At 70.7% G+C, this 25,654-nt stretch carries 24 protein-coding genes and 1 pseudogene; 9 read left to right on the top strand and 16 right to left on the bottom strand.

What is annotated here, in order from left to right; translation table 11 throughout:
* The first annotated feature begins 12 nt into the window (after nucleotides 1-12).
* From E6W39_RS03070 to E6W39_RS03055, 4 genes are all read left to right on the top strand, one after another.
* Nucleotides 13-675 carry a DedA family protein gene (locus E6W39_RS03070; RefSeq protein WP_141632140.1) on the top strand — a complete coding sequence of 221 codons (663 nt, stop codon included), beginning with the start codon at nucleotides 13-15 and terminating at the stop codon, nucleotides 673-675.
* 88 nt (nucleotides 676-763) lie between these two features.
* Nucleotides 764-1,429: an O-methyltransferase gene (locus E6W39_RS03065; RefSeq protein WP_141632139.1), complete on the top strand. Its 666-nt coding sequence runs from the start codon at nucleotides 764-766 to the stop codon at nucleotides 1,427-1,429.
* A gap of 175 nt (nucleotides 1,430-1,604) precedes the next feature.
* On the top strand, nucleotides 1,605-2,252 hold the full coding sequence (locus E6W39_RS03060) for an acyl-CoA-like ligand-binding transcription factor (protein WP_141632138.1): 648 nt from the start codon (nucleotides 1,605-1,607) through the stop codon (nucleotides 2,250-2,252).
* Nucleotides 2,253-2,306: 54 nt separating this feature from the next.
* Nucleotides 2,307-3,860 (top strand): FAD-dependent monooxygenase, encoded by a 1,554-nt coding sequence (locus tag E6W39_RS03055; RefSeq protein WP_141632137.1) that lies wholly within the window; start codon nucleotides 2,307-2,309, stop codon nucleotides 3,858-3,860.
* Here E6W39_RS03055 and E6W39_RS03050 read toward each other — a convergent pair.
* The 6 genes from E6W39_RS03050 to E6W39_RS39030 form a co-directional block, all read right to left on the bottom strand.
* Nucleotides 3,841-4,725 carry an SDR family NAD(P)-dependent oxidoreductase gene (locus E6W39_RS03050; protein ID WP_141632136.1) on the bottom strand — a complete coding sequence of 295 codons (885 nt, stop codon included), beginning with the start codon at nucleotides 4,723-4,725 and terminating at the stop codon, nucleotides 3,841-3,843. The two genes, E6W39_RS03055 and E6W39_RS03050, sit on opposite strands and share 20 nt — an antisense overlap.
* A gap of 103 nt (nucleotides 4,726-4,828) precedes the next feature.
* Complete coding sequence (locus E6W39_RS03045) at nucleotides 4,829-5,692, bottom strand: geranyl diphosphate 2-C-methyltransferase (RefSeq protein WP_141632135.1); 864 nt, start codon at nucleotides 5,690-5,692, stop codon at nucleotides 4,829-4,831.
* A 57-nt stretch (nucleotides 5,693-5,749) separates the two neighbouring features.
* Nucleotides 5,750-7,168: a family 2B encapsulin nanocompartment shell protein gene (locus E6W39_RS03040; RefSeq protein WP_141632134.1), complete on the bottom strand. Its 1,419-nt coding sequence runs from the start codon at nucleotides 7,166-7,168 to the stop codon at nucleotides 5,750-5,752.
* A 308-nt stretch (nucleotides 7,169-7,476) separates the two neighbouring features.
* Nucleotides 7,477-8,583 carry a hypothetical protein gene (locus tag E6W39_RS03035; protein WP_141632133.1) on the bottom strand — a complete coding sequence of 369 codons (1,107 nt, stop codon included), beginning with the start codon at nucleotides 8,581-8,583 and terminating at the stop codon, nucleotides 7,477-7,479.
* Between the two features lie 240 nt (nucleotides 8,584-8,823).
* On the bottom strand, nucleotides 8,824-9,555 hold the full coding sequence (locus E6W39_RS03030; RefSeq protein WP_141632132.1) for a bestrophin-like domain: 732 nt from the start codon (nucleotides 9,553-9,555) through the stop codon (nucleotides 8,824-8,826).
* Nucleotides 9,552-9,695, bottom strand: coding sequence for a hypothetical protein (locus E6W39_RS39030; RefSeq protein ID WP_181799063.1), 144 nt, complete (start codon nucleotides 9,693-9,695; stop codon nucleotides 9,552-9,554). Before E6W39_RS39030 ends, E6W39_RS03030 begins: the two co-directional genes overlap by 4 nt.
* Before the next feature lie 359 nt (nucleotides 9,696-10,054).
* Between E6W39_RS39030 and E6W39_RS42615 the strand changes: the two genes are divergently transcribed.
* On the top strand, nucleotides 10,055-10,177 hold the full coding sequence (locus E6W39_RS42615; protein WP_267286666.1) for a hypothetical protein: 123 nt from the start codon (nucleotides 10,055-10,057) through the stop codon (nucleotides 10,175-10,177).
* Between the two features lie 132 nt (nucleotides 10,178-10,309).
* Here E6W39_RS42615 and E6W39_RS03025 read toward each other — a convergent pair whose 3' ends face one another.
* The 4 genes from E6W39_RS03025 to E6W39_RS42610 all read right to left on the bottom strand — a co-directional run bounded on the left by E6W39_RS03025 (nucleotide 10,310) and on the right by E6W39_RS42610 (nucleotide 13,747).
* Complete coding sequence (locus E6W39_RS03025; RefSeq protein ID WP_141632131.1) at nucleotides 10,310-10,972, bottom strand: TetR family transcriptional regulator; 663 nt, start codon at nucleotides 10,970-10,972, stop codon at nucleotides 10,310-10,312.
* Nucleotides 10,973-11,262: 290 nt separating this feature from the next.
* On the bottom strand, nucleotides 11,263-11,625 hold the full coding sequence (locus E6W39_RS03020) for a cupin domain-containing protein (RefSeq protein WP_141632130.1): 363 nt from the start codon (nucleotides 11,623-11,625) through the stop codon (nucleotides 11,263-11,265).
* A 21-nt stretch (nucleotides 11,626-11,646) separates the two neighbouring features.
* Nucleotides 11,647-11,910: a hypothetical protein gene (locus E6W39_RS03015; RefSeq protein ID WP_141632129.1), complete on the bottom strand. Its 264-nt coding sequence runs from the start codon at nucleotides 11,908-11,910 to the stop codon at nucleotides 11,647-11,649.
* A gap of 130 nt (nucleotides 11,911-12,040) precedes the next feature.
* The gene (locus E6W39_RS42610; protein ID WP_141632128.1) at nucleotides 12,041-13,747 is read right to left on the bottom strand and encodes an LCP family protein; all 1,707 of its coding nucleotides are present in this window, start codon (nucleotides 13,745-13,747) and stop codon (nucleotides 12,041-12,043) included.
* A gap of 232 nt (nucleotides 13,748-13,979) precedes the next feature.
* On the opposite strand from E6W39_RS42610, the gene E6W39_RS03005 reads away from it, so the two are divergent.
* Nucleotides 13,980-14,219 carry a hypothetical protein gene (locus E6W39_RS03005; protein WP_141632127.1) on the top strand — a complete coding sequence of 80 codons (240 nt, stop codon included), beginning with the start codon at nucleotides 13,980-13,982 and terminating at the stop codon, nucleotides 14,217-14,219.
* Here E6W39_RS03005 and E6W39_RS03000 read toward each other — a convergent pair.
* From E6W39_RS03000 to E6W39_RS02990, 3 genes are read right to left on the bottom strand one after another with little or no spacing between them, the layout of a single operon-like run.
* Nucleotides 14,209-15,243: a zinc-dependent alcohol dehydrogenase family protein gene (locus tag E6W39_RS03000; RefSeq protein WP_141632126.1), complete on the bottom strand. Its 1,035-nt coding sequence runs from the start codon at nucleotides 15,241-15,243 to the stop codon at nucleotides 14,209-14,211. The two genes, E6W39_RS03005 and E6W39_RS03000, sit on opposite strands and share 11 nt — an antisense overlap.
* Complete coding sequence (locus tag E6W39_RS02995; RefSeq protein WP_141632125.1) at nucleotides 15,240-16,700, bottom strand: ATP-binding protein; 1,461 nt, start codon at nucleotides 16,698-16,700, stop codon at nucleotides 15,240-15,242. The genes E6W39_RS03000 and E6W39_RS02995 overlap by 4 nt, the downstream gene beginning before the upstream one ends.
* A complete protein-coding gene (locus E6W39_RS02990; RefSeq protein WP_141632124.1) occupies nucleotides 16,697-18,373 on the bottom strand; it encodes an FAD-dependent oxidoreductase in 1,677 nt (558 codons plus the stop codon). Before E6W39_RS02990 ends, E6W39_RS02995 begins: the two co-directional genes overlap by 4 nt.
* Nucleotides 18,374-18,630: 257 nt before the next feature.
* Between E6W39_RS02990 and E6W39_RS02985 the strand changes: the two genes are divergently transcribed.
* On the top strand, nucleotides 18,631-19,971 hold the full coding sequence (locus E6W39_RS02985) for a GH1 family beta-glucosidase (protein ID WP_141632123.1): 1,341 nt from the start codon (nucleotides 18,631-18,633) through the stop codon (nucleotides 19,969-19,971).
* Nucleotides 19,972-20,058: 87 nt separating this feature from the next.
* On the opposite strand, the gene E6W39_RS02980 is transcribed toward E6W39_RS02985, so the two are convergent.
* Nucleotides 20,059-21,576, bottom strand: coding sequence for an MFS transporter (locus tag E6W39_RS02980; RefSeq protein ID WP_220140152.1), 1,518 nt, complete (start codon nucleotides 21,574-21,576; stop codon nucleotides 20,059-20,061).
* A gap of 475 nt (nucleotides 21,577-22,051) precedes the next feature.
* Here E6W39_RS02980 and E6W39_RS02975 point away from each other — a divergent pair, with 475 nt between their 5' ends.
* Nucleotides 22,052-22,891 (top strand): SDR family oxidoreductase, encoded by an 840-nt coding sequence (locus E6W39_RS02975; protein ID WP_141637506.1) that lies wholly within the window; start codon nucleotides 22,052-22,054, stop codon nucleotides 22,889-22,891.
* A 193-nt stretch (nucleotides 22,892-23,084) separates the two neighbouring features.
* Here the strand turns inward: E6W39_RS02975 and E6W39_RS02970 are convergent.
* Together E6W39_RS02970 and E6W39_RS02965 are read right to left on the bottom strand one after the other, a co-directional pair.
* Nucleotides 23,085-23,309 (bottom strand): annotated as a pseudogene (locus E6W39_RS02970) (NAD(P)-binding protein); the annotation flags it as partial.
* 99 nt (nucleotides 23,310-23,408) lie between these two features.
* The gene (locus tag E6W39_RS02965) at nucleotides 23,409-23,933 is read right to left on the bottom strand and encodes a gluconokinase (protein WP_141632121.1); all 525 of its coding nucleotides are present in this window, start codon (nucleotides 23,931-23,933) and stop codon (nucleotides 23,409-23,411) included.
* A gap of 313 nt (nucleotides 23,934-24,246) precedes the next feature.
* Between E6W39_RS02965 and E6W39_RS02960 the strand changes: the two genes are divergently transcribed.
* Nucleotides 24,247-25,629, top strand: coding sequence for a cytochrome ubiquinol oxidase subunit I (locus E6W39_RS02960; RefSeq protein WP_141632120.1), 1,383 nt, complete (start codon nucleotides 24,247-24,249; stop codon nucleotides 25,627-25,629).
* Nucleotides 25,630-25,654: the final 25 nt, after the last annotated feature.

The following is a 25,654-nucleotide window of genomic DNA, read 5'->3' as shown; positions in this document are numbered from 1 at the left end:
GAGGAAGCGGCTTTGCACATCGACGAGTGGATCAACAGTGTGCCGCCAGGTGCGGTCTACGGCCTGCTCGCCCTGATCATCGGCATCGAGAGCCTGGGCATCCCGGTTCCTGGTGAGCTCGCGCTGGTGGCTGCCGGCATGATGGCCGCCAAGGGGACGGTCAACCCGGTCCTGCTCGCGGTCTGCGCCTCCGGCGGGGCGATCATCGGCGACTCGATCGGCTACCTGATCGGCCGCAAGGGCGGCAAGCCGCTCTTCGAGAAGCTCGGCCGCAAGTTCCCGCGCCACTTCGGGCCCGATCACCTGGCCACCGCGGAGCGCTCGTTCCACCGCTGGGGCATGTGGGCGGTCTTCATCGGCCGCTTCATAGCGCTGCTGCGGATCTTCGCCGGCCCGCTGGCCGGTGCGCTGCGGATGCCGTACTGGAGGTTCCTGATCGCCAATGTGCTCGGCGGTGTGGTCTGGGCCGGCGGTACCACCGTGGCCGTCTACTACATCGGCAAGGCGGTCGAGCAGTACCTGAAGGACTTCTCCTACGTGGCGCTCGGCATCGCCGCGGTCGGCGGGCTGCTCACCGGTGTGGTGATCAAGAAGCGGGCGGCCAAGGTCCATGCCGCGCAGGCGGCTGTCACCCCGGCGCGCGCCGAGGCGGAGCAGGTCACCGCCGGGGAGTGAGGCGACCCGGCCGGCGGATCTTACATAGTGTCAGTTCGCCCGCGTAAGATCATCGGCGGCAGAACGGGCGCGACAGCGGAGGTATCCGATGACCCAGCAGCAGTGGACCGAGGTGGACGCCTACCTGGAGCAGGCGCTGATCGGTGAGGATCCGGCGCTCGCCGCCGCGCTGGCGACCAGTGCGAAGGCCGGCCTGCCGGAGATCGCCGTCTCGCCCACCCAGGGCAAGCTGCTCCACCTGCTGTCGCTCACCGCCGGTGCTCGCCGGATCCTGGAGATCGGGTCGCTCGGCGGCTACAGCGCCATCTGGATGGCCCGCGCGCTGCCGGCCGGCGGTCGGCTGATCTCACTGGAGCTCTCCCCGGCGAACGCCGCGGTGGCCCGGGCCAACCTGCACGAGGCCGGGCTGGAGAAGGTCGCCGAGGTGCGCACCGGGCGGGCCGCGGACAGCCTGGCCGAGCTGGTGGACGAGGGCGCCGAGCCGTTCGACCTGGTCTTCATCGACGCGGACAAGCCCAGCATCCCCGACTACGTGGAGTGGTCGCTGAAGCTGACCAAGCCCGGCTCGCTGATCATCGTGGACAACGTGGTGCGCAACGGCAAGGTGGCCGATGCGGAGAGCACCGACGCCTCGGTGCTGGGCATCCGCCGGATGCACGAGATGGTCGCGGCCGACCCCCGGATGACCGGGACGGCCGTGCAGACGGTCGGCACCAAGGGATACGACGGCTTCACGCTGATCCGGGTCAACTGACCCTTCGTCGGCTCCGAGGCGTGCCACGGCGTCCCGCGCGACTCGCGCGGGGCGCCGTCGCGTTTCCCGGCGCAGTTACCGCGAAGAGCTCGCCACCCCGGAATCTTGCCGTCTAGGAAAACTTGCCAATCCGGAAACCTTGCCGTAGCGGCACGATTCGCCCTACGCTTCTCGCATGGCACCCGCAGACGAGGCCCGTACCACCGGGCAGCCCGGACTCCGTGAACGCAAGAAGCGGGAGACCAGGCTCGCCCTGAGCCAGGCGGCGATCCGGCTGTGCGTCCTGCACGGCTGGGACAATGTGACGGTCGATCAGATCGCCGCCGAGGCCGATGTCTCGGTCCGCACCTTCCGCAACTACTTCACCGGCAAGGCCGAGGCGATCGCCGCCAGCCACCTGGAGCGGATGCTCCAGGTGGGCGACGACCTGCTCGCCCGCCCCGTCGGCGAACCGCTCTGGGACGCCCTGCGGCACGCCGTGCTCGGCCGGTTCGCCCCGGCGGACACCAGCGGGACGATCAACTCGGCTCCGCAGAACCAGCGTTGGCGCGACGGTGTGCGGCTGATGCTGGCCGAACCCGCGCTCGCCGGCGAGATCGTCAAGGCCAACGCCGCCGCCCAGCAGGAGCTGGCAAAGGCCATCGCGCGGCGCACCGGCACCGACGCCGACCGCGACGTCTACCCGAAGCTGGTCGCCGCCGTGGTCGCGGCCGGCAGCGCCGTGGCCGTCGAGCACAGCTTGCGCGCGGACCAACCCGAGCCGCTCGGCGCGGTGTTGGCCCAGGTCTTCGAGCAGCTCGCCGCCGGCTTGCCGATGCCGTAGCCGGACGCGGCCCCGTGGTGCCACCCATTCCCGTTCGCACCAAGGAGACTTACCATGACCGCCGATGTGATCATCGTGGGAGGCGGACCCAACGGGCTGATGCTGGCCTGCGAGCTCAGCCTGGCCGGCATCCACCCGATCGTGCTGGAGCAACTCCCGCAGCCCAGCGCCGAACCCAAGGCCAACGGCCTGCTCGGCCAGGTGGTCCGACTGGCCGACCACCGCGGCCTGTACGAGCCGCTCAGTGGCAGCAAGGAGCCCCCGCAGCCCAACTCCGCCTACTTCATGTTCGCCGCCATGGGCCTCAACCTCGGCCTGCTGGACGCCAGTCCGGTGTACGGGCTGGCTGCCCCGCAGCACCGCATCGTCGAAGTCCTCCAGGAGCGCGCCCGCGCACTCGGCGTCGACCTGCGGCGCGGACACCGGGTGGCCGCCGTCGCCCAGGACGAGGACGCCGTCACCCTGGACGTCACCGGCCCCGACGGCGACCAGCGGCTCCGGGCCCGCTTCGTGGTCGGCGCGGACGGTGCGCGCAGCGTGATCCGCAAGCAGTCGGGGATCGGGTTCCCCGGCGTCAGCTACGACCGCCGCACCAACCGCACCGCGCACGCCACCGTCCCGGCCGACTGGGTCGACCCGGTCACCGGCGCCCTCACCGTTCCCGGCTACGGGCCGATCCTGCCGTTCCTGCCCCACCGCACCGACCAGGGCGGCTTCTCCTACGCACCGTTCCCCGGCCACCCGCCGCTGGTCAGCACCACCGAGTGGGACCAGCCGGCGACCGACGAGCCGATGACCCTGGCCGAGCTGGAGTCGAGCATCCGGAGGGTGCTCGGTGTCGACCTGCCGCTCGGCCCGCCGGACGGCACCGGCCCGCATGTGCTGCGCCGACTGACCGGCGGCAACACCCGCGTCGCCGACCGGTTCCGCGACGGGCGGATCCTGCTGGTCGGCGACGCCGCCCACGTCTACACCTCCGGCGGCGGGCCCGGCCTCAACCTCGGCCTGCAGGACGCCGCCAACCTCGGCTGGAAGCTCGCCGCCGTGCTGCGCGACACTGCCCCGCCCGGCCTGCTCGACAGCTATGACACCGAGCGCCGCCAGGCCGCCCGCCGCATGGTGCTCAATGCCGAGGCGCAGTCCGCCCTCACCGCGCCGGGCAGCGACACCACCGCCCTGCGCGGGCTCTTCGCCGAGCTGCTCGGCCACCAGGCCGTCGTCCAGCACCTGGCCGACCTCACCGCCGGCACCGACGTGCGCTATGAGATGGGCGGCACCGAGCCGCATCCCGCAGTCGGCCACTTCGCACCGGAGTTGGTGCTGAGTACCCAGTCGGGAACCGTGCGGCTCGCCGAACTCGCCCGGCACGGCCGCCCGTTGCTGATCGACCTCACCGACGACCAGTCGCCGGAGGCGGCACTGGCCGAGGGGAAGGACGCCGTCGAGCTGGTCGTCGCGCAGGGCTGTGACCCGGCGGGTCTCACCGGTCTGCTGGTCCGGCCCGACGGCTACGTGGCCTGGGCCAGCAGCTCCCCGCGCCCGGACCAGACCGAGCTGGCCGCGCTGCGAGCGGCCGTCGAGCGCTGGTTCAGTCCAGCGGTGCGGTGAAGGGAGCGGTCAACCTCCGGGTGAGCGCGGCGAGTTCGGCACGGGCCGCCGGATCGTAGGCCCAGTCGTGCGCCCGGGCCTCGGTGAACCGGTCGAAGTAGCGGCCCGTCACCCCGGCCAACTCCGGATCGGTGACCAGCCGGACGGTCGGACGCACCCCCTCCGCCACGCTCACCGCGGGCACCAGGCCGAAGGCCCGCACACCTTCGGTGTCCATCAGATGGGCCGGGTGCAGGGTGTTGACGGTGACCTCGTGGGCCGGCAGTTCGGCGCCGAGGTCGAAGGTCGCCATGATCAGGGCCAGCTTGCTGCGGCAGTAGGCCGTCAGCCCGTCGTACTCCTGCTCCATCATCGGGTCGGCGAGGTCGAGCGGAGCCTGCCCCATCGAGGCGACATTGACCACCCGTGAGGCCCGGCCCGAGCGTTCCCCGCTCGCCCGGAGCAGCGGGAGCAGCAGCGTGGTCAGCGTCCAGGGCGCCAAGTGGTTGACCGCGAGCTGCAGTTCATAGCCCTGGGTGCTCAGCTGCCGCAGCTTCGGATCGTTGCGGGCTATCGCGTTGTGCACCAGGACGTCCAACTCCGGCTCGGCCTCGGCGATCTGCTGCGCCAGCGCCCGGACCTGGGCCAGATCGGAGAAGTCGGCCAGATAGCCGCGGGCCTCGGCGCCGGCGGCCCGGACCTCGGCCAGCACCTTCTCCAGTCGTTCCGAATTGCGGCCGTGGAGCAGCAGGGTGGCGCCCTCGCCCGCGAGGTCCAGCGCGAGGGCGCGGCCGAGGCCCTGGGTGGCGCCGGTCACCAGGACGGTGCGGCCGTGCAGTGAGGCGTCATCCAGCGAGGAGTCATGCAGGGCGGAGTCATTGTTCATGGTCTGATGTATATCAATGCTTTGATGAGTCATCAAGTCATTGATGACTGACAAGCCAAGGGGCCTGGGCTCCTGCCGAGCCCAGGCCCCTACCGGCACACCGTCAGATCTTGTCCGCGACGATCATCAGGTAGTGGAAGCTGCCCTCCTTGTAGGCGGTCAGGAACGGGTCCTCGATCCCGGTGGCCACCGAGGACTTGGCCCGCAGCTCCCAGTACGGGATGGTGTCGGCGGTCAGGTCCACCACCGAGATCGGCACCAGGTTGTTGGCCGCCAGCGCCTTGAAGTACTCACTGCGCGGGTGGATGTTGCAGATGTAGTGCTGGTCGATCTGGCTGACGGCCCGGGACGGCCCGCCGGTGATGTCGTTGTAGCAGCCGGTGATGCAGACGTAGCGGCCGCCGAACTCCAGCAGCCGGGAGAACTCCCCGAACGCCTGGTGCAGATCCACGTACATGGTGGTCTCGTTGGTCCAGATCGCGCGCCGCGACCCGGTCTCCAGGCCGGTGTCCAGCATGTTGCGGAAGTGGAAGCGGACCCGGTCCGCCACCCCGCGCTCCTCGGCCTGGTCATTGGCGAAGCCGACCTGGTACTCCGAGATGGAGACCCCGTCGATCTCGCAGCCGAACCGGGCGTTGGCCATGATGCTGGTGCCGCCGCGCCCGGAGCCGGCGTCCAGCAGCCGGTGCTCGGGGCGGATGTCGCCCAGCTGGTCCAGCAGCACATCGGCCTGCGCCGTCTCCAGCCGGTGCATCTCCTTGATGATCCGCTCGTCGCGGGTCTCCTCCGGCCCGGCCAGCACCGACGGGTCGTACTCGCCGAGCCCGTAGTGGTGGTGGTACAGGTCGTCGATCTCGCCCAGGCGCAGGTTGACCGGGTCCTGCTGGTTGGTGTTCCAGTAGTTGGCCACCGACTTCTGGAAGGCGGTGCGCAGCACGGTGGCGGGGTTGGGCGTGGTGGTCGTCATGGCGTTGCGGACTCCTCGTCGAGATGTTGGGAAGGGGCGCCGGGACTGTCGGGTCGATCAGGAACGGGCGTGCGAGACCTCGACGTTCTCCAGCACTCCGAGCGCGTCGGGGACCAGGACCGCGGCGGAGTAGTAGGCGCTGACCAGGTAGGACATGACGGCCTTCTCGTTGATCCCCATGAAGCGCACGTTCAGGCCGGGCTCGTACTCGTCGGGGATGCCGGTCTGGTGCAGACCGACCACACCCTGGTTGTTCTCGCCCATGCGCATCGCGATGATCGAGGAGGTGTGGCCGTCGACCACCGGGATCTTGCCGCACGGGAAGATCGGGACGCCGCGCCAGGCGGGGATGTGATGGGTGCCGATCTCCACGCTGCCGAAGTAGATGCCGCGCTTGCTGCACTCCCGGCCGAACGCGGCGATCGCCTTCGGGTGGGCGAAGATGTGGGTGGTCTCGCGGCGCATGCTGAGCAACTCGTCCAGGTCGTCCGGGGTGGGCGGGCCGGAGTGGGTCTGGATCCGCTGGTCGTACTCGGCGTTCTGCAGCAGGCCGAAGTCCGGGTTGTTGACCAACTCGTACTCCTGGCGCTCGCGCAGCGCCTCGATGGTGAGCTTCAACTGCTGCTCGATCTGGTTCATCGGGTCGTTGTAGAGGTCGGCGACCCGGCTGTGCACCCGCAGCACGGTCTGCGCCACGCTCAACTCGTACTCGCGCGGGGCGAGTTCGTAGTCCACGAAGGTGCCGGGGAGGTCGGGCTCGCCATCGTGGCCGGCGGCCAGCTCGATCTGGGCCTCACCGTGCTGGTTCTGCGCCTGGTCGGCGCTGGCCAGGTAGGCGGCGACCTGCTCGCGCAGCGCCTCGGAGCGGCTGACCAGCTCCTGGAAGGCGGCGGTGGGCAGCACCATCACGGTGCCGGCGGTGGCCGCCTTCACCGTGAACTCCCAGAGCGCGTCGGTCTGCCTGATCGCCTCATCGCCGAGGTGGTCGCCGTCGGCCAGGTGGCCGAGCACGGTGGTCTCGCCGTACTTGCCGGTGCCGATCTGGTTGATCTTGCCGTGGGCGATCAGGAAGATCTCCTCGACCGGCTGCCCTGCCTCGACGAGCACCTCGCCCGCCGCCACCTCGCGCTGGCTGAACCGGTTGGCCAGCTCCTCCAGCACCGCGTTGTCCTCGAGGTCGCGCAGCACCGGCACCTCGCGCAGCGACGGCGGCACCACCCGGACCACCGCGCCGGTCTTGGCGAAACTCACCCGCCCGCGACCGACCGCGTAGCTGAGCCGGCGGTTGACCCGGTAGGTGCCGCCGGACACCTGCACCCAGGGCAGGTTTCGGAGCAGCCAGCGCGAGCTGATGCCCTGCATCTGCGGCTCGGACTTGGTGGTGGTGGCGAGGTTGCGCGCGGCACCGGTGCTCAGGCTGAGCTGGGTCGCGGCCTCCTGAGCCTCGGTCGGCGCGGGCCCGGTCTCGATCGACATCGGATCTCTCCATCCTCATGAGCGGTGGCAGGACGACTGACGTCTGTTGCCTCGTCAGATTTCATCGCACGCAACACCTGAGTGGGGGGTGGAATGTCATTCCGCCGCCACAGAAGGATGTGTAAGAATCTTCGCGCGCCCCCGTTTAAGGCTCCGCGCTACCGCTTCGACCTGCGGAAACAGAGCCAAGATCGGCATAGTCCCGATAACCCGTAAATGCGACTAATTCGAGGTCGCTTCTTTTCGCGCATTCCCGACGGTACGGTGGCTGAATCTGTGTGCCACCGCCATTCGGTTATGACGACCTGTCAGGCGTCGCTGCCGCCGACCTGGCGGTCCGGGCGCCGGTCGGCCGGTCGGCGGGGCGGAATCGGCTTGGTCGGGAAGTCGCGGCTGCCGGTCCACAGGGCCGGTACGGCATCCGCGCGCCGGGCCAGCTCATAGGCGATCGCCTCGTAGTTGACCCGCCAGCCGTGGAAGTGCGGCCAGGCCAGTATGGTCGGCCGCTCCGCCTCGAAGCCCGAGGCGATGATCATCGTGACCGCGGCGTCGAACTCGGCGTAGCTGATCCGGATCGGGGCATCGGGCTGCGGATCCGGGTCGTAGTCGAGACGGACCACCCGGGCGATGTCGCGCAGCGCGGTGAAGCCGGCCCGCAGCACCAGCCTGGCCTCCGGCGGCGCGCTCTCCGGACAGAGCGCCAGCTGGATCGCCGCCGCGTCCATCACCGCGATCAGGCCCACGATCCAGCTCCGGTACGGCTGCGGGGAGCGGAAGGAGAGCAGCACCGGGTAGTTGGAGTGGCTCTCGCCCAACTCGGCGGCGAGCCGCTCCCAGTCCCCGTACAGCTGCGGGAGTGCGGTCTCGGTGTCCACCAGTGACTGACGGGCCAGCAGCTCCGGCCCCCAGGCGGGCTCCCCGGCGCGCGACTGCAGCAGGGTGACCTCCACCTCGCGGCGGTTGTAGCTGGTGTAGAGGGTCGGCAGGTAGGCGATCTGCAGGGCGATCACCAGCGGTCCGCTGGCGGCGGCCAGGAAGTCGAGGCCGGAGAGCCGCAGTCGGGCGCCGCTGGCGAAGCCGAGGGTGAACAGGCTGGAGCCGGCCTCGCGGAACGAGGCGTCCCACGGCAGCCCCGAGGTCGCCTCCATCAGCAGGGTGAAGGCGCCGAGCAGGGCGAGCAGCCAGCAGAACAGCATCGCGACCAGCATCAGCGGCGCCAGCCAGGCCTGGGCCCGGTCCTGCGCCCGGTAGTTGCCGAACGGCGCCGCGCACAGGTGCAGCACGGCCCGGCCGAACTGCCAGAGCCGGAAGGTCAGTGTGGAGTACAGGCCGCGCGGCACCACCAGGGTGCGCAGGATGCTGGCGACGGTGAGCACCAGCAGCAGGGTGCCGGCCAGGGCGGAGATGAGGCGCATGGCCCCATTGTCGATCATCAGCAGGTCGGCCGACCGGCCGAAACGCGACGACCGCCCAGGTGGGGCGGCCGTGTCGGAGATGTGTCGCCCGTGGGCGAATTCACCATCGACGATGAGGCGCTGCGCGTGACCGCAGGGTAGATTGATCAGTCGGCCCGGCTCGGGCGGTGCGCGCACACCTCCGGAGCCGGGCTGCTTCTGTTATATCGGATACTGCGTCAGGTTGGAGGGAATACTGCGTCAACTCTGTTGTGACAGTTGTGTGAAGCGCTCCAGGCTCTGCTGGTAGGCGACCGGGGTGACGTGCATCGGGCCGGAGTAGGGGTGGGTCATGTGCAGCACCAGGTAGATGCCGAAGCCGACCACCGCCCCGACCAGGCCGAGCGCGATCGCCTCCCGCCGCTGGAAGGTCAGCCCGGCGATCGGCGCGTAGAGCAGGACCAGCATCCCGGTGCCGATCAGCGCGGGGTACAGCGGCGCCGGCAGCGAGACCGAGGCGTCCGCCAGCCGGATCTGCCGCTTGGTGTAGACGTCGTCCAGGTCGCTGAGCATGGTGGTGCGCTGCGCGGAGTCCGGCAGCGCCTCGACGTGAGTGCGCACGGCGTCCAGGCCGGCCCAGGCTGTGGGTGACGCGTCGCCGTGGGTCATCGCCTGGAAGTCCGGGCCGATCACCTCGGAGACGTAACTGCGCAGCAGCGGCCGGGTGCTGGCGTCGGCGTCGGTGTAGGCCGCGTTGAGCGACCTCGCCTCGTCCCAGGTGTGGCCGCGCGCGCTGTTGAGGTTCGACCAGGATCCGGCGATCAGGAAGCCGGTGACCAGCATGAACGACGAGAGCGAGGCGGAGCCGAGGAAGCCCAGCGCGCCCGAGGAGAAGCTGCCCTCGCGGGACCGGTGGGTGCGGCCGAACGCGGCCAGGATGCCCACGGCCGCGGCGGCCCCGAGCAGCACGGCGAGGACGATTCCGAGACTCAACGACGCCTCCCTGTGGTGTGGTTGATGAAGCTGACGGCCGCGGCGAGCAGGGCCGGGATGGTGATCGCGACGAAGGCGAAGGCGCTCTGGGCGTCCGCCGTCGGGGTCGTGCCGGGGTCGGGCGGGCGGTGCACGGGCATCGCGGTGGCGGTGCGCAGGTGGCTGGGCGGTGGCGGGGCGGGCAGGGCGAGGGTGGGGGTCGGCGACGGTGTCGGGGTGGGGAGGGGGTGTGCGGCGGGGCGGCGGTGTGCGGCTTGGGAGTGGGCGGGGGAGCGGGAGTCGGGCGCGCCGGATGGGTGGTGGGCGCGGCCGGCGTGGGCGGAGCGGGCGGTGCCGGGGGAGTCGGCGGTGCGGGGGGTGTCGGCGGTGCGGGCGGCGTGGGCGGTGCCGGCGGTGTCGGTACCGGGGGCGGACTCGGCACGGGCGGCGGGGTCGGCGGGCCGCAGGGGGGTGGCGGGCCCGGCGGGTCGCAGTGGTGGTGGTGGCCGTGGTGCGGCGGATGTCCGCAGTGGCCGGGGTGGTGGTGATGGTGACCGTGGTGTTCGTGGTCTCCCGGGAGGTCCTGGTCCGGCGGGCCGGGCTCCGGTGGGTCGTCATCGCCTTTCATGACCATGGACGATAATCAGGCGCGCGGTCGGGCGAATGTGAAACTTTGATCTGGATGGGTGAATTGACCCATGGGGGTGGCGTGAATTCGAACGGACACCATGGCTGTCGAGCCCGTGTTCTGGTTGAGCGTCTTCAATGTCGGCCGTCAGCCGGCCAGATAGCGCCGCAACAGCACCTTGCACTCGGCGATCAATTCCGGGTCGCCGTCCCGGTCCTGCTCGAATGCCAGTTTGAGCACCGCATCGGCGCACTCCAGGGCCACCCGGAGGGCGAGCGGCCCGGGTCGCCGTCCGCCGCCCACCGCATGCTCGGAGACGAGCCGGAGCAGCAGCGCCGCCACCGCGGTGTTGTTGTCCAGCGACAGGTCCAGCAGGTGCGTCACATCGCCCATCGCGGGCGGAGTCGGCCCGGTCAGCCCGAAGTCCAGGGCGCCGAAACCCGGCACGGCCCGCTTCATCGCCACGAACTCCTCGACCGCGAGGTCCACGAAGCCGCCGATGTCCTGCGGGCTCTCGGCCTCCAGGCGCCTGGTCAGCCGGTCCAGGTAGCGGCCCAGATTGCGCCGGGCCAGCGCGGCCAGCAGGCTCTGCTTGCCGGTGAAGAACTGGTAGAGCGTGCCGATCGGCACCTGGGCCCGGGCCGCCACCTCCTTGGTGGTCAGCGCGGCCGCACCGGACTCGTCGAGCAACTCCGCGCAGGCGTTCAGGATCCGCTCCAGGCGCTGCTGGCTGCGCTGCTGCACGGGCTTGCGCCGCAGCTCCGGTTCAGTGACCTCGACCGTGGTGGTGCCCGTGCTCTGCTCGGTCATCGGCCCCGTCTCCTTGCAACTCGCCGGTTCGGGTTACCACTCTGCCGCATCCGACCGGCGTCGCGCATGGGAGTCCCCGTTCCTGATGACCTGTCAGCGCCGCCAGGCGGGAGTCCGCGGAGCGCCGGCAGCTCGATCACCGGCGAGAAGGCGTGTCCCGGTGTCGACCTGCTTCGGCAACTCCTGCTCCCACACCTCGGGTTGAAGCGCTCCGCTGGCACGCGCCAGCACCAGCCGCTCCCCGCGCTGACCCGCAGCCGGGGAGCGGTGGACCTGCCAGGACGGCGGGACTAGCGCTTGGCGTAGTCCGCGAACCCCTGCCAGTCGATCACGACACACGCCTCGTCGCCCACGGTCCAGGCGTCGTGACCGGGCGGGCAGACCATGAAATCACCAGGGCCGTACTCCACTTCCTCTCCATCGTCCATGACGATCTTCATGCGCCCGGAGACGAAGTAACCCAGGTGGGCCGCCTGGCAACTCTCGGTCTTGGCGATCGGCTTCACGTGCTTGGACCACTGCCAGCCGGGTTGGAAGACCGCCCTGCCCACCGGACCCGCGTCGAGGTTGACCAGGGCGAGCTCGCCCATGCCGTCCTCGAACGGGCGGACCTCCTCAGGCGTGTCGAAGCTTCTGCGGATGAGACCGGCCATGTCGCACACTCCAGGGTCGAGCTATGGCTTATCACCATCCTCGGCCGAAACGGCCGTCCCGGCGCCCGCCCCGGCCCCAGATACGTCATATTCGGTAGAAGCGGGCTCCGGCGTGCCGTCCGCCATGCGGAAGTCATCGGCGGGCGACACCGGCCGGCCGGGATGGACGGCGAGCCGGCGGGTGTCCGGCGACGCCTCGCCCTCGCGCCTGTCGTCCACCCGGATGCCCTCGGCCGGCAGCCGCCGCACCCGGTCGCCGTCCCCGGTGGCGTGGGTGGCGTTCACCTCCGCGAGCCGGATCCTGCCGCACCACGAGGGCGATGTGGACCAGGATCAGGGTGAGTTGACCATCCGTCAGATTCATCCTGGCGCAACGCTCCGGCCAGGCCGCCTACGGCCTGGCCGGAGAGCCTCGTCACGGCGCCGAGTCGGGGACGTCCGGGCTCTTGGCGTACGCCTCGGTCGGGTTCATGCCGGCGTTTCCGAGCTTCACCGTGTCCTGGGTGGAGACCTGGGCGCACTTGCTGGAGTCGTCGGCGGTCTGGGCCGAGGAGTTGCTCAGCGCGGCCTGGGTGCTGACCGGGGCCGGCGTGCCGGGCGAACTGCCGCCGCCGCCACCGCCGAAGCTGGTGCCACTCGGCCAGTCCTTGCCGATCACCAGGGTGATGCCGGGGCCCGCGCCGGGCTTGACGGCCGAGGCGGGCAGACCGACCGAGGCGGCCACCTCCTGGGCGTCGGCCTCGCGGCCCGCCGTGTAGGTCACCTCGCTGGTCTCGTCCGTGCCGGTCGCGTTGGCGGCGGCGGTGCCGGAGTTGTAGCCGTCCGCCTTCAGGGCGTCGGCGACGTCGGTGGCGCGTCCGGTGATCCCGCTGCCGTTCTTCACGTGCACCGTGATCTCGGACTTCGGCGCGCCGCCGGTGGCGGCGGGCGGGGCCGGGGTGGGGGCGGCGGAGGTGGCGTCGGGGTTGGCCGTCGAGGTGGCCTGGGCGGCCGCCGAGGCCTTGGAACCGTCCCCGTTGGTCAGCGAGAGGTCGTTGGTGATCGCGTTGAACAGGTTCTTCGCCGCCGGGTCGACCACCACCTCGGCATTGGGGTCGGTGGGGTCCGGGTCGTTCTGCATCGTCGTCATGGTGATGCGGTTCGGCGGGACCTTGTTGAGGTCGTCGGCCAGGTTCACCAGGTTGGTGACGCCGGCGAGGCCGTCGTCGACGGTGAGCGCCTTCGTGGCGGCGTTGGCCAGCGACAGCACCGCGGCCGGGTTGGTGAGGGTGCCCGCGCTCTTCAGCTGGCGGACCATCGAGCTGAGGAACATGTGCTGGGCCGCCGCACGCCCCAGGTCGGACCCGTCGCCGAAGCCGTGCCGGGTCCGGACGAACTGCAGGGCGGACATGCCCTGGAGAGTGTGGTTGCCCTTCTTCAACTTCAGGTGGGAGTAGGGGTCGTAGACATTGTTGTCGACGCAGATCGGCACGCCGCCGACCGCGTCCGACATGTTCACCACGCCCTTGAAGTCGACCATCATGAAGTGGTCGATGGGTATGCCGGTCAACTGGTGCACGGCGGCCACCGTGCAGCCCGGACCGTAGTCCAGGGTGCTGTTGATCCGCTCCCGGTGCGGCTTCATCGTGGCGTGGGTCTTGCTGTCCACGCAGCCCGGCAGCGAGGCGTCGGTGTCGCGCGGGATGCTCATCACGGTCGCGTTGCTGCGGTCGGCCGAGACGTGCAGCACCATCTCCACGTCGGCGTTGGCACCGGACCCGCAGTCTCCGCCGATCTGGCAGTCGGTGGGGTCGTCCCGGCTGTCGGAGCCGATCACCAGGATGTTGATGGGGGTGCGGCCGAAGGCGTCCGGCTTCTCGTGGCCGGCATCGCCGGACGTGCCGGCGAAAAGCGGTGAGTGCTTGATGTTGCCGTTGAGCATCTCGAATATGTAGCCACCCCCGGCGGCGGCCACCAGTACCAGCCCGGCGGTGGTGTACGCCAGGATCCGCAGGCCCTTCCGCTTGGGTTTCTTCTTGCTCTTGCGGACCGCCGCCCTGCCCCCGGTCGCCGACCCGGTCGGCTGGGCACCGCGCGCACGGCCGGGGGCCTCGGACCCGCCACCCGCTGATACGTCGACCATCCCCGCATGCCCTCCTCGACCTGTGTTCTGCGCTGCTGTTCTGCGATGGCGACGCTGCACGACCGGCCATCGGTTCCATTTGCGCAAGGTAGCAAGTGTTCCTGAGGTCGCCGGGAGCGGGGCACCCGCGGCCGCCATCGGGAGGCCGATCGCCCTGCGTAGCAGTGCAGTTACTGGCTCGCCGCCCCGGCCGCCACCGCGACCCCTCCCCGGAAGGATCACTCGCGGGAGAGTGCGGATCGTCAACACCGGCATGCCGGTGCCGAGTTCCGACCTCGTCGGCTACGCACGGCAGCTCGCGCCGGGGCTGTACGAAGCCATCGCCCTGGGTCTGCCGGAGGCCGTCATGCTGCTCCCGGACGCCCAACTGCCAAGGCTCGGACGGATCGAGGACGTGCGCGCCGATGCGTTGGAGAACCTGCGCGGGCTTCCCGCCGACCGCGCCTCCCGACCGGCCCCGGCTACCCCGTGACCAGCACCGCCACCCCGGTGACCCGGTCGGCGGCGAGGTCGGCGAGCGCGGCGTCGGCGCGCCGCAGCGGGTAGCGGGAGACGTGGACCGTCGGCCGGGTCCGCGCCGCCTCCGCGAGGTAGGCGCGGCCGTCGGCCCGGGTGTTGGCGGTCACGCTGCGCAGCGTGCGCTCCTGGAAGAGGTGCCGCTGGTAGTTCAGCGCCGGGATGTCGGTGAGGTGGATGCCGGCCACGGAGAGGGTGCCGCCGCGGTCCAGGGCTGCCAGGGCCACCGGGACCAGCTCGCCGACCGGGGCGAAGAGGATCGCGGCGTCCAGCGGCCGGGGTGGCGGGTCGTAGGAGTCGCCGGCGAAGTCCGCGCCGAGCTCCAGGGCAAGCCGCCGCGCGTTCTCGCCCCGGGTGAAGACGTCCACCCGGGCGCCGCGGGCCAGTGCGAGCTGGGCGGTCAGATGGGCGGAGGCCCCGAAGCCGTAGATGCCGAGGCGGCCGCCGGGCGGGAGCTCGGCGCGCTCCAGGGCGCGGTAGCCGATGATGCCGGCGCACAGCAGCGGGGCGAGTTCCTCGGCGGGCGGGCCGTCGGGCAGCCGGTAGGCGTAGCGGGCATCGGCGAGCAGGTGGCCGGCGTAGCCGCCGTCGCGGTCCCATCCGGTGTAGCGGGAGCGCGGGCAGAGGTTCTCCCGGCCTGCCCGGCAGTAGGAGCACGCGCCGCAGGTCCAGGCCAGCCAGGCGACGCCGGCCCGGTCCCCGACCGCGAAGTCCTCGACTCCGGTACCGACCGCCAGCACCTGCCCGACCACCTCGTGGCCCGGAGCACAGCTGGGGATCTTGGGGGAGAGGTCGCCTTCGGTCAGGTGCAGGTCGGTGCGGCAGACTCCGCAGGCCTCGACCTCCACCAGCACCTCCTGCGGCCCCGGCGGGGAGAGCGGTCGGCGCTCCCAGACCAATGGGTGGTCCGTGTCCACGCGCCCCGGCCGGGCGACCACCCAGCTGTCGGTCTCGCGGGGAAGCTGTTGTGCGGCAGTCATGGCGAAGCCCCCTCCCCGTCGGTCTCCGCGGGGTTGACCGGGAGGCGGACCTGGAAGCGGGTGTCGCCCGGCGCGGACTCGAGGCGCAGGTCGCCGCCGTGCCGGTTGACGATGATGCGCCAGGAGACGTCCAGGCCCAGGCCGGTACCCTGGCCGACGGGTTTGGTCGTGAAGAACGGGTCGAAGACCCGGTCCTGTACGTCGGCGGGTATGCCGGGGCCGGTGTCGCGGAACTCGACCAGCACCTGGTCCCCGTCCCGCGCGGTCCGCACGGTGAGGGTGCCCTCGCCGTCGCCGGTGCTGCGCATGGCCCAGGCGGCGTTGTCGATCAGGTTCGTCCAGACCTGGTTCAGCTCGCCGGGGTAGCCGGGGACGCGGGGCAGCGTGGTGTCGTAGTCGCGCACGACCGTGATGTTCGGGCCGATCTTCGCGGCGAGCAGCAGCAGGGTGCTGTCCAGCAGCTCGTGGACATCGGCGTTCTGGTACGGGGCCCGGTCCAGCTGCGTGTACTGCTTCGCCGCCCCGACGAGCGCGGAGACGCGCTGGGTGGCGTCCTCGATCTCGTTCAGCAGCAGTTCGGCCTCGACGGTGCAGGTCAGCCAGTTCAGTGCGCTGCCGAGCACCTTCGCGGGCAGCGCGTCCGCGATCCGGTCCAGCCAGTCGGCGCCCAGACCCGCCTGGACGAGGACCGGTGCGAGCTCCCAGCCGTCGGCGACGTCATGCTCCTCCAACCAGTCACCGACCTCGTCCTCCCGGTCGGCGGCCTGGAGCGGGCCGAGCGCCGGGGCCTGCCCGATCCGGCCGACGGTCAGCTCCTGGAGGTCGCTCAGCTGCGCCAGGTCCTGGCTCTGCTGCGGCTCGGCGGCGAGTGCGGCGAACTCGCGGCGTTCCCGGGCGATGCGCTCCCGCAGCGCCGAGGTGGCGCGCACGGCGGCGGCCGCGGGGTTGTTGAGCTCGTGGGTCAGCCCGGCCGTCACCGACCCGAGGGCCAGCAGCCGCTCCCGCTGTCCGACCGCCTCCTGGGTGCTCTTGAATCCGAAGAACAGGCCCTCCAGCAGGTGGACGGCCATCGGGAACCAGTCGCGCATGACCCGCGCGAAGGCTTCCGCGGGCAGCACGAAGAACCGCGACCGCTCGGTGACCCGCAGCGAGTTGTTGTACACCTGCGGCACCTGGTCACCGAGGTACGCCTGGAAGGCCCCGGCGTACACCCCGGGCGCGGAGGTGGTGGTGACGTCCACCTCCTGGCCGCCGACCCGGCGCGAGAGCACCACCGTGCCGTGGAACAGCACGTAGAAGTTCACGGCCGGCTCCCCCTCCCGGTAGACGGGGCCCGGGTCGTACCACTCCGCGTAACCGTCCTGGCACAGCTGGGTGAGCTGCTCGGGCGTGAGCTTCTCGAACAGGAACAGCGTCCGCAGCTCCTGCTCGTCGCAGCCTGCCGGGCGGGCGGTCATGACTGCTCCAGGTACCGGTGCGCGAGCATGACGGCCATGGCGCCTTCGCCGACCGCGGAGGCGACCCGTTTGGCGGACTCCGCGCGCACATCTCCGGCCGCGAACACCCCCGGCACGCTGGTCTCCAGGTGGTAGGGATGCCGGTCCAGCGGCCAGCCGCCCGGAGGGCGCGCGTCGGCGCTCAGATCGGGGCCGGTCAGCACGAAGCCGCGGGGGTCCCTGAGCACCGTGCCGTCCAGCCAGTCGGTCAGCGGCTCGGCACCGATGAAGATGTACATCCACTGCGCGTCGACGGCCTCGGACCGCCCGGTCACCCGGTTGCGCAGGGTCAGCCCTTCCAGGTGGTCCCTGCCGTGGGCCGCCTCGACGACCGTGTCCGTGCGCACGGAGACGGTGGGGGCGTCCGCGACCCGCTGGAGCAGGTAGAAGGACATCGAGGCGGCCAGCTCCGGCGCCCGCACCAGCAGGGTGACCTTCTTGGCACGGCGGGCGAGGAACATCGCGGCCTGGCCGGCGGAGTTCGCCCCGCCCACGACGAACACCTCCTGCCCCTGGCAGGCGGCCGCCGCGGTCAGTGCCGAGCCGTAGTAGACCCCGCGTCCCGTCATCTCGGCGACTCCCGGCACGTCCAGCTGCCGGTACGACACGCCCGTCGCCAGGATCACGGCCTGGGCCGAGACCGAGGAACCGTCGGCGAAGCGCAGCGTGCGGGCGGCCCCGTTCACCTCCAGCCCCGTGACCTTGCACGCCGTGAGCAGCTCCGCGCCGAACTTCGTGGCCTGGCGGCGCGCCCGATCGGTGAGCTGCGCGCCGGAGACCCCGTCGGGGAATCCCAGGTAGTTCTCGATGCGCGAGCTCTGGCCCGCCTGGCCCCCGGTCGCCTCACGCTCCACCAGGACGGTGCGCAGACCCTCCGAGGCTCCGTAGACGGCAGCGCCGAGCCCGGCGGGGCCGCCGCCGACGATGGCCAGGTCGTAGAAGTCCGCCGCCGGGGTGGTCGACAGCCCCACGTGGGCGGCCAGGTCCCGTTCCTCCGGCTCCACGAGCACCGTGCCGTCCGGGGGCACCACGAGCGGCAGCCGCCGCGCGTCCAGCCCTGCGGCTGCCAGCAGGCGCGCGCCCTCCGGTTCCTCGCTGGAGTACCACCGGTACGGCACCTGGTTGCGGGCCAGGAACTCCCGGATCTGCGAGGAGCGGGCCGACCAGCGGTGGCCGACGACCTTCGTGGTGTCCACGGCCCGGCCCCCGGTGTCCCGCCACGACTCCAGCAGGTCGTCCACCACCGGGTACAGCTTCTCCTCGGGCGGCTCCCAGGGCTTGAGCAGGTAGTGGTCGAGGTCGACGACGTTGATCGCGTCGATCGCGGCGTTGGTGTCGGCGTAGGCCGTGAGCAGCACCCGCCTGGCTCCCGGGTAGAGGTCGAGCGCCTCCTCGAGGAACTCGATGCCGTTCATCTGCGGCATCCTGTAGTCCGCCAGGATCACCGCCACGGGCGTGCCCCGCAGCTTCAGCTCGCGCAGCGCCTCCAGCGCCGACGCGCCGGACTCGGCGCGGACCACCCGGTGGTCGCTCCCGTAGCGACGGCGCAGGTCCCGGGCAACCGCGCGGGACACCGCGGGATCGTCGTCCACGGTCATGATGACGGTGCGCACCGCATCGGTGACTTCTGCCATGGCTCACCACCCAGGACGGTCGTCGGCTCCAGGGGACGACCATTCCAGTGTGCTCGCCGACCCGTGGTCGGGCCCATCGTCGCGACCGGCTCCGCTCCGTGCCCGCCGGCCCACTGCGCCCGCTGAGGACGGCAGCGGCGAAGTCCATGATCGTCGCGTCCATGCTTGATGTGCATGAAATGCCCGTCTGTTTCTGGTAGTTCAGCGCGTTCCTCCCCTAATATGAGCCGAACTCATATAAGTTCAGGGGGTTGGGCATGATCGATCGACGTGGTCTTCCGGCCGGCTTCAGCTGGGGCGCGTCCACCGCCGCCTACCAGATCGAGGGTGCGGTGGACGAGGACGGTCGCGGGCGCTCGGTGTGGGACGTGTTCTGCGAGCGGCCCGGGGCGGTGAAGAACGGCGACAGCGGGAGGATCGCCTGCGACCACTACCACCGCTACGTCGAGGACGTGGCACTGATGCGTGAACTCGGGCTCGACGGCTACCGGTTCTCGATCGCCTGGCCCAGGATCCAGCCCACGGGCCGGGGTTCGGTGAACCCGGCCGGGCTGGACTTCTACGACCGCTTGGTGGATGCCCTGCTGGCGGCCGGCATCACCCCGCTGCCCACGCTCTTCCACTGGGACCTGCCGCAGGCCCTGGAGGAGGACGGCGGCTGGCTGGCCCGCGACACCGCGTACCGCTTCGCCGAGTACGCCGCGCTCGTCGCGGACCGCCTCGGCGACCGGGTGCCGGCCTGGATCACCCTCAACGAGCCCGTGGTGCACACGGTGTTCGGCTACGCCTTCGGCATCCACGCTCCGGGCCGCGCCCTGATGCTGGACGCCCTGCCCGCCGGGCACCACCAACTCCTCGGTCACGCGCTGGCCGCGTCCGAGTTGCGTTCCCGTGGTCGTGAGGTGTTGATCGCCAACAACCTCACGCCCGTGTGGCCCGCTTCGGTGAGCGACCCCGACCGTGCCGCCGCCGACGCCTACGACGCACTGCACAACCGCCTGTTCCTCGACCCGCTGCTGCTCGGCCGCTACCCGGACCTGAGCGCCTACGGTGTGTCGGCCGACCTCGCCGGCAGCGTCCACCCGGGCGACCTGGAACTGATCGCCGACGCCGGACGCCTGGACGGGCTCGGCGTCAACTACTACAACCCCACCCGGATCGCCGCCCCCACCGACCCCAGCCTCCCCTTCACCGAGGTCGAGATCGACGGCGTCCCCCGCACCCACTTCGGCTGGCCCGTCGTCCCCGACGGCCTGCGCCAGATCCTCCTCACCCTCCGCGCCCGCTACGGCAGCGCCCTCCCGCCCATCACCATCACCGAGAGCGGCTGCTCCACCGACGACACCCTGGACGACCGGTTCCGCATCGACTACCTGGCCGGCCACCTCGACGCCCTCGCCGAGGCGATCGCGCAGGGCGTGGACGTGCGCGGCTACTACACCTGGTCCTTGATCGACAACTTCGAGTGGGCCGAGGGGATGAGTCAGCGATTTGGTCTAGTCCACGTTGATTTCGAGACGCAGCGCCGCACTCCGAAGGCGTCGTACGCCTGGTACCGCGATCTGATCGCTGCCCACCGAGAGCGGCGCGGGAGGTAGGCCGGGCGGTCTTCCGACCGTAGACGGGGATTCCGGCCGGACCCGGGCTGAGGCGCGCCCCCGGTAGACGGTTCGGTGCGGATGGACCTATGCCTCCTGACGGTCGATCTCGTCCTCCCGGACCAGCCAGAGCGCAAGGGCGGCGCCGGCAAGGCTGACCAGTCCGCCGAGCAGGAGCACGAGGTTGAGGCCGTCGAGGAAGCCGGCCCGGGCGGCGGCCGACGCGGCTGCCCGGGCCGGTTCGGGGAGCGCGGCGAGCGCCTGCGGCAGGCTGCCGGAGGACGCGGCCTCGACCAGTTCGCGCGGACGGGCACCCTCCGCGATCGGCGTGCCCGCCGCCAGCTCGCGGACCTTGCGGGAGCCCCGGCCGACGAAGATCGCCCCCCAGAGGGCGATGCCGACCGCGATGCCGACCTGCCGGAAGGTGTCGTTGACGCCGGCCGCCATACCGCTCTTCTCCTTGGGCACCACGCTCACCGCGACATCGGCGATCACCGGGTTGATCAGACCGACGCCCGCGCCGCCGACCAGGAACCCGGCGAGCAGGGCGGTCCAGGTGTCCTCGGGTTGAAGGTTGCCCATCAGCAGCAGGCCCGCGCCGACCGCGATGAGGCCGACGCAGAGCATCAGCCGGGCCGGCACCCGGGAGAGCAGCGCTCCGGCCACCGGCGCCACCAGGAAGCTGAGCACTGTGATCGGCAGGTAGCGGACACCCGCCGCGAAGGGCGAGAGTCCGAGGTAGTTCTGCAGATACAGCGTCAGGTAGAGGAAGAGGGCGAACAGCGAGCTGGAGACCGCGAACGCGGCCAGTTGCACTCCGGTGAACGCGTGCCGGCGGAACAGCCCGAGCGGCAGCATCGGCTCCGGGACGCGGTGTTCGACCAGCACGAAGACGGCGAGCAGGACGGCCGCGCCGACGAACAGTGCCACGATCAGTGTGCTGCCCCAGCCGTCGGTGTTGCCCCGTACCAGTGCGAGGACGAGCAGGAACAGGCCGCTGCTGAAGGCCGCGACCCCGGCCCAGTCGATCCGGGTGGCGTTCGGGTCGCGGCTCTCTGCCAGCTTGAGGTAGGTGACGACCAGGGCCGCCACGCCGATCGGCACGTTCAGGAAGAAGATCCACTGCCAGCCGAGCGAGCTGGTGAGCGCCCCGCCGATCAGTGGCCCGACGGCGACGGCCACCCCGATCGTCGCCCCGTAGATGCCCATCGCGGTGCCGCGCTCGCGGCCGGGCGGGAACTCCTGCGCGACCAGGGCCAGCGAGACCGCGAACATCACCGCGCCGCCGACCCCTTGCACCGCACGGGAGATGTTGAGGAAGGTCGGGTTCGGTGCCAGTCCGCAGAGCAGCGAGGCGCCGGAGAAGATCACCAGCCCCGCGGCGAAGGTGCGGCGCCGCCCGAGCCGGTCGGCCAGCGAACCTGCCGTCAGCACCAGGGCGGCGAGCGAGAGGGTGTAGGCGTCGAACACCCATTGCAGGTCGGTGAAGCTCGCGCCCAGATCCTTGCGGATGGATGGCAGGGCGACGTTCACGACCGTGATGTCGAGCAGCAGCATGAACGTCGCGACCGAGACGGCGATCAGCGTCCACCACTTGCGTTGCACGGCTGACGGTCTCCTTCGACGGAGGGCGTGGTCCGCCGTCCGGGGTTCGGCGGCGCCGCCGTCGACCGTACGCAATGCCGTTGCCCGACCCCGCACAGACACGGCCGGACGCGGGTGGGGGAGCCCCCGTCCGGTGGTGTCGTGAGGACCGTTCATTCGATGCTCGACTGTGGTCCGCATGGAACGACAGGCTGTTCGGCGGACTGAGGGCTACGACCAGCGATTTCCGCGCAGACATGCTCGCGGGAGCGGCCGGGACGGCTCGTAGCCCAACCGCATGACACGCCCCGCCGAAATGCGGCTGCGTGGCGCGCCGGTTTGTCCCGCCTGCAGTGCCGGGTGCTTTCGTCTGGAAGACCGGGCATGCGACGGCGGCCCTGTCTGTCCTGGCAAGCCGGCCGACTCCCGGCCTTCCTCACACGCGCAGCCCGCTCCTTGCGGGCGCGTCGCCCGAAACGCCGAAGGAGAGATCGTGGTGGCAGGAAGTGTCGACGAGACCCGCGGGACGCTGTCCGCGCAGCTTCTCAAGGGCCAGAAGGCGCTGGTGACCGGTGCCAACTCCGGGATCGGCCTGGCGACCGCCGTTGCGCTGGGGCGGGCCGGAGCGGACGTCGTGGTGAACTACGTCGTCGGTGCGGACGAGGCCGAGAAGGTCGTGGCGCAGATCAAGGAGTTCGGGGTCCGCAGCTACGCCCACCAGGCCGACGTGTCCGACGAGGACCAGGTGGTTGCCATGGTCGCGCGGATGGTCGAGGAGTTCGGCACCATCGACATCATGGTGGCCAACGCTGGCCTCCAGCGGGATGCGCCGGTGACGGAGATGACGCACGCGCAGTGGAAGAAGGTGATCGACGTCAACCTGACCGGCCAGTTCCTCTGCGCGCGGGAGGCCGCCAAGGAGTTCGTGCGGCGAGGCGTGGTGAAGGAGGTGTCCCGGTCGGCCGGGAAGATCATCTGCATGAGCTCGGTCCACCAGATCGTCCCGTGGTCGGGCCACGTGAACTACGCCTCCTCCAAGGGCGGTGTGGGCATGCTGATGCAGACCCTCGCTCAGGAGCTGGCCCCCAAGGGCATCAGGGTCAACGCGGTGGCACCCGGCGCCATCCGCACCCCCATCAACAAGGACGCCTGGTCCACGCCCGAGGCCGAAGCCGACTTGCTGCGCCTGATCCCCTACCGCCGGGTGGGTGATCCGGACGACATCGCCAACGCGGTCGTCGCCGTGGCGTCCGACCTGCTCGACTACGTGGTCGGCGCCACGCTCTACGTCGACGGCGGCATGACGCTCTTCCCGGGCTTCGCCACCGGCGGCTGATCTCCCGGGAACAACCTGGCGCGGCGCTCGGCCGGTTCGCGCAGCGACGGAGCCGGTGGCGGGTGACACGTCCACCCGCCGCCGGTTCTCGCTGTGTGCGACACCCCCTCAGCGCAGCCGGGCTTCGATGTGGTCGCCGACCCGCAGGGCGTTGGCGATGGCGGTCAGTGCCGCCGACGTAGTAGTTCACCTACGGAGGGAACTGGTTGCCGTGCTTGTCGTACCAGAACTCGGGGGCACGGTACTTGCCCTTGACGAAGACGGCGGTGGAGTCCCGGTTGTCCCGCTCGCGCGGCAGATAGTCCCCGCGCTCCAGGATCAGGACCCGCTTCCCGGTGGTTGCCAGTCGGTGCGCGAGCGTGCCGCCGCCCGCGCCCGTGCCGACGATGATGACATCGTAGTGCCGGTCGTCGGCCACGCGGGATCCCGTTCCTCCTTCAGGACATTCACTGCCAATACGGAAGCTATCGGGCGGGCCTGGTGGCGGCGACCGGGCGAACGCCGAACGCGGTCGCGTTCACCCCATCGCCCGCACGGCACTCAGCGCATCCTCGACGATCGTCTGCGGAGCGGCCGTTGCGTCGATGGTCAGACCGGGTTCGTCAGACTGCAGGGGTTCCAGGGTGTCGTACTGGGAGCCGACCAGCCGTGCGGGCATGAAGTGGCCCAGCCGCCCGGCGACCCGCCGGTCGGCGGTCTCCCGGTCGAGTGTCAGGTGCAGGAACCACACACCCGCGCCGGCCCGGCGGAACTGGTCCCGGTACGTGCGCTTGAGAGCCGAGCACGCCATCACCCCGCCCCGGCCGGTAGCGGTCGCCTCCCGGATCCAGTCGGCCAGGGACCGCAGCCACGGCCGGCGGTCATCGTCGTCGAGCGGGTGGCCGGCGGCCATCTTGGCGCGGTTCGCGGCCGGATGCAGGTCATCGGCCTCCACGAAGGGCACCGTGAGCCGTTGCGCGAGCAGTCGGCCCACGGTGGACTTGCCCGATCCGGAGACGCCCATGACCACCACGATCGTGGGCGCCCGGGTGGCTCCCGCCATGACGTTCCTCCCGGCGTGGTGTGCGGCCGACGTGAGCCGACGTGAGCCGACGGTACGTCAGGGATCCGCCAGGCCGGCACCGTGCCGCTCCGCACGTCCTGAACGGAGCCCCCGTACCACCGAACGGGCGGCGGCCGACTCGGTGAACCCGACTGTCCGCCACCTCACCTGACCTGCGCCTTCGCGGGGCAGGTCGACAGCTCGGTGAGAGTGCTCCCCGGCGAATCGATGCCGACGTGCTTGCCTGGGCAGAGATCATCCCGGGATCCGGGGCCGCCCTGGTGGCATCGACGCTCACGGATTGGGAGCAGAAATGAGTCAGCTCGACCTCGCCCGGCTGCAGTTCGCGATGACGTCGATCTACCACTTCCTGTTCGTCCCGGTCACCATCGGCCTGAGCTTCCTGACCGCGCTGCTGCAGACCGCGTGGCACCGCACCGACCGCCCGGAGTTCCTGCGGCTGACCCGGTTCTTCGGGACGCTTCTGGTGATCAACATCGCGGTCGGTGTGGTGACCGGCCTGGTCCAGGAGTTCCAGTTCGGCATGGACTGGTCGGGGTACTCGCGCACGGTGGGAGACGTTTTCGGCGCCCCGCTGGCGATGGAGGGGCTCGGGGCGTTCTTCCTGGAGTCGACCTTCCTGGGGCTGTGGCTGTTCGGCTGGGACAAGCTGCCGAAGCGGGTGCACCTGGGGACGATCTGGGCCGTGGCCGTCGGCGGCGCGCTGTCCGCGGCGTTCATCATGGCGGCCAACTCCTGGATGCAGCACCCGGTCGGCTACACGATCAACTCGTCCACCGGCCGCCCGCAGCTGAACGACGTCTGGGCGCTGTTCACCAATCCCGTGTTCCTGCGCGGCTATCTGCACGTCCTGCTGGCCTCGCTGGTCACCGGAGCGATGGTCATGCTGGCGGTCTCGGCCTGGCAGCTGCGCAAGGGGGCCGACACCGAGGTGTTCCGGCTGTCGGCGAGGCTGTCGCTGGTGGTGCTCGTCCCCGCACTGCTGTTCGCCATGCTGGTCGGGAGCGAGCTCGGGGTGACCGAGGGCAAGTACCAGCCGATGAAGATCGCCGGCGCGGAGGCCCAGTGGGAAACCTGCCAGCCGTGCTCCTTCTCGGTCTTCCAGGTCGGTGGCGGCAATAACGACCAGACCCCCACGAAGATCATCGCCATTCCTCACCTGCTCTCGCTGCTGGCCACCAACCACTGGAACGGCCAGGTGCTCGGGCTCAACGCCGTCCAGAGCCAGTACCAGCAGCGCTACGGGCCGGGCGAGTACGTGCCCGACATCTTCATCCAGTACTGGTCGATGCGCGTGATGGCCTACCTCGCCACCGTCGCCCTCCTGGTCGGCCTCTGGGGGCTCTGGCTGCTCAGACGCAAACGGCTCGCCGAGTCACCCTGGTTCCTGCGGGTGGCCGTCTGGGCGGTCGTCCTGCCCTTCCTGATCAACACCGCCGGCTGGCTGCTCACGGAGAACGGCCGTCAGCCATGGATCGTCCAGGGCATCCAGCTCACGAGGAACGGGGTGTCACCGTCCGTCAGCACGACCACCGTGGCGATCAGCATCCTGGTCTTCTTCCTGCTCTACGCAGCACTTGCCGTCGTCGCCGCCGTGCTGATGACGCGCTACGCCCGCAAGGACGCCGCCGAGGCTCCGAGCGACGACCAGCCCGTACCGGCCGTGACCTACTGAGGTCCCGAATCACTCCGAGGTCGCG

Origin of the sequence: Kitasatospora acidiphila (assembly GCF_006636205.1) — a bacterium.
Taxonomy (GTDB): domain Bacteria; phylum Actinomycetota; class Actinomycetes; order Streptomycetales; family Streptomycetaceae; genus Kitasatospora; species Kitasatospora acidiphila.
This window is presented reverse-complemented; position numbering and strand designations above follow the sequence as displayed.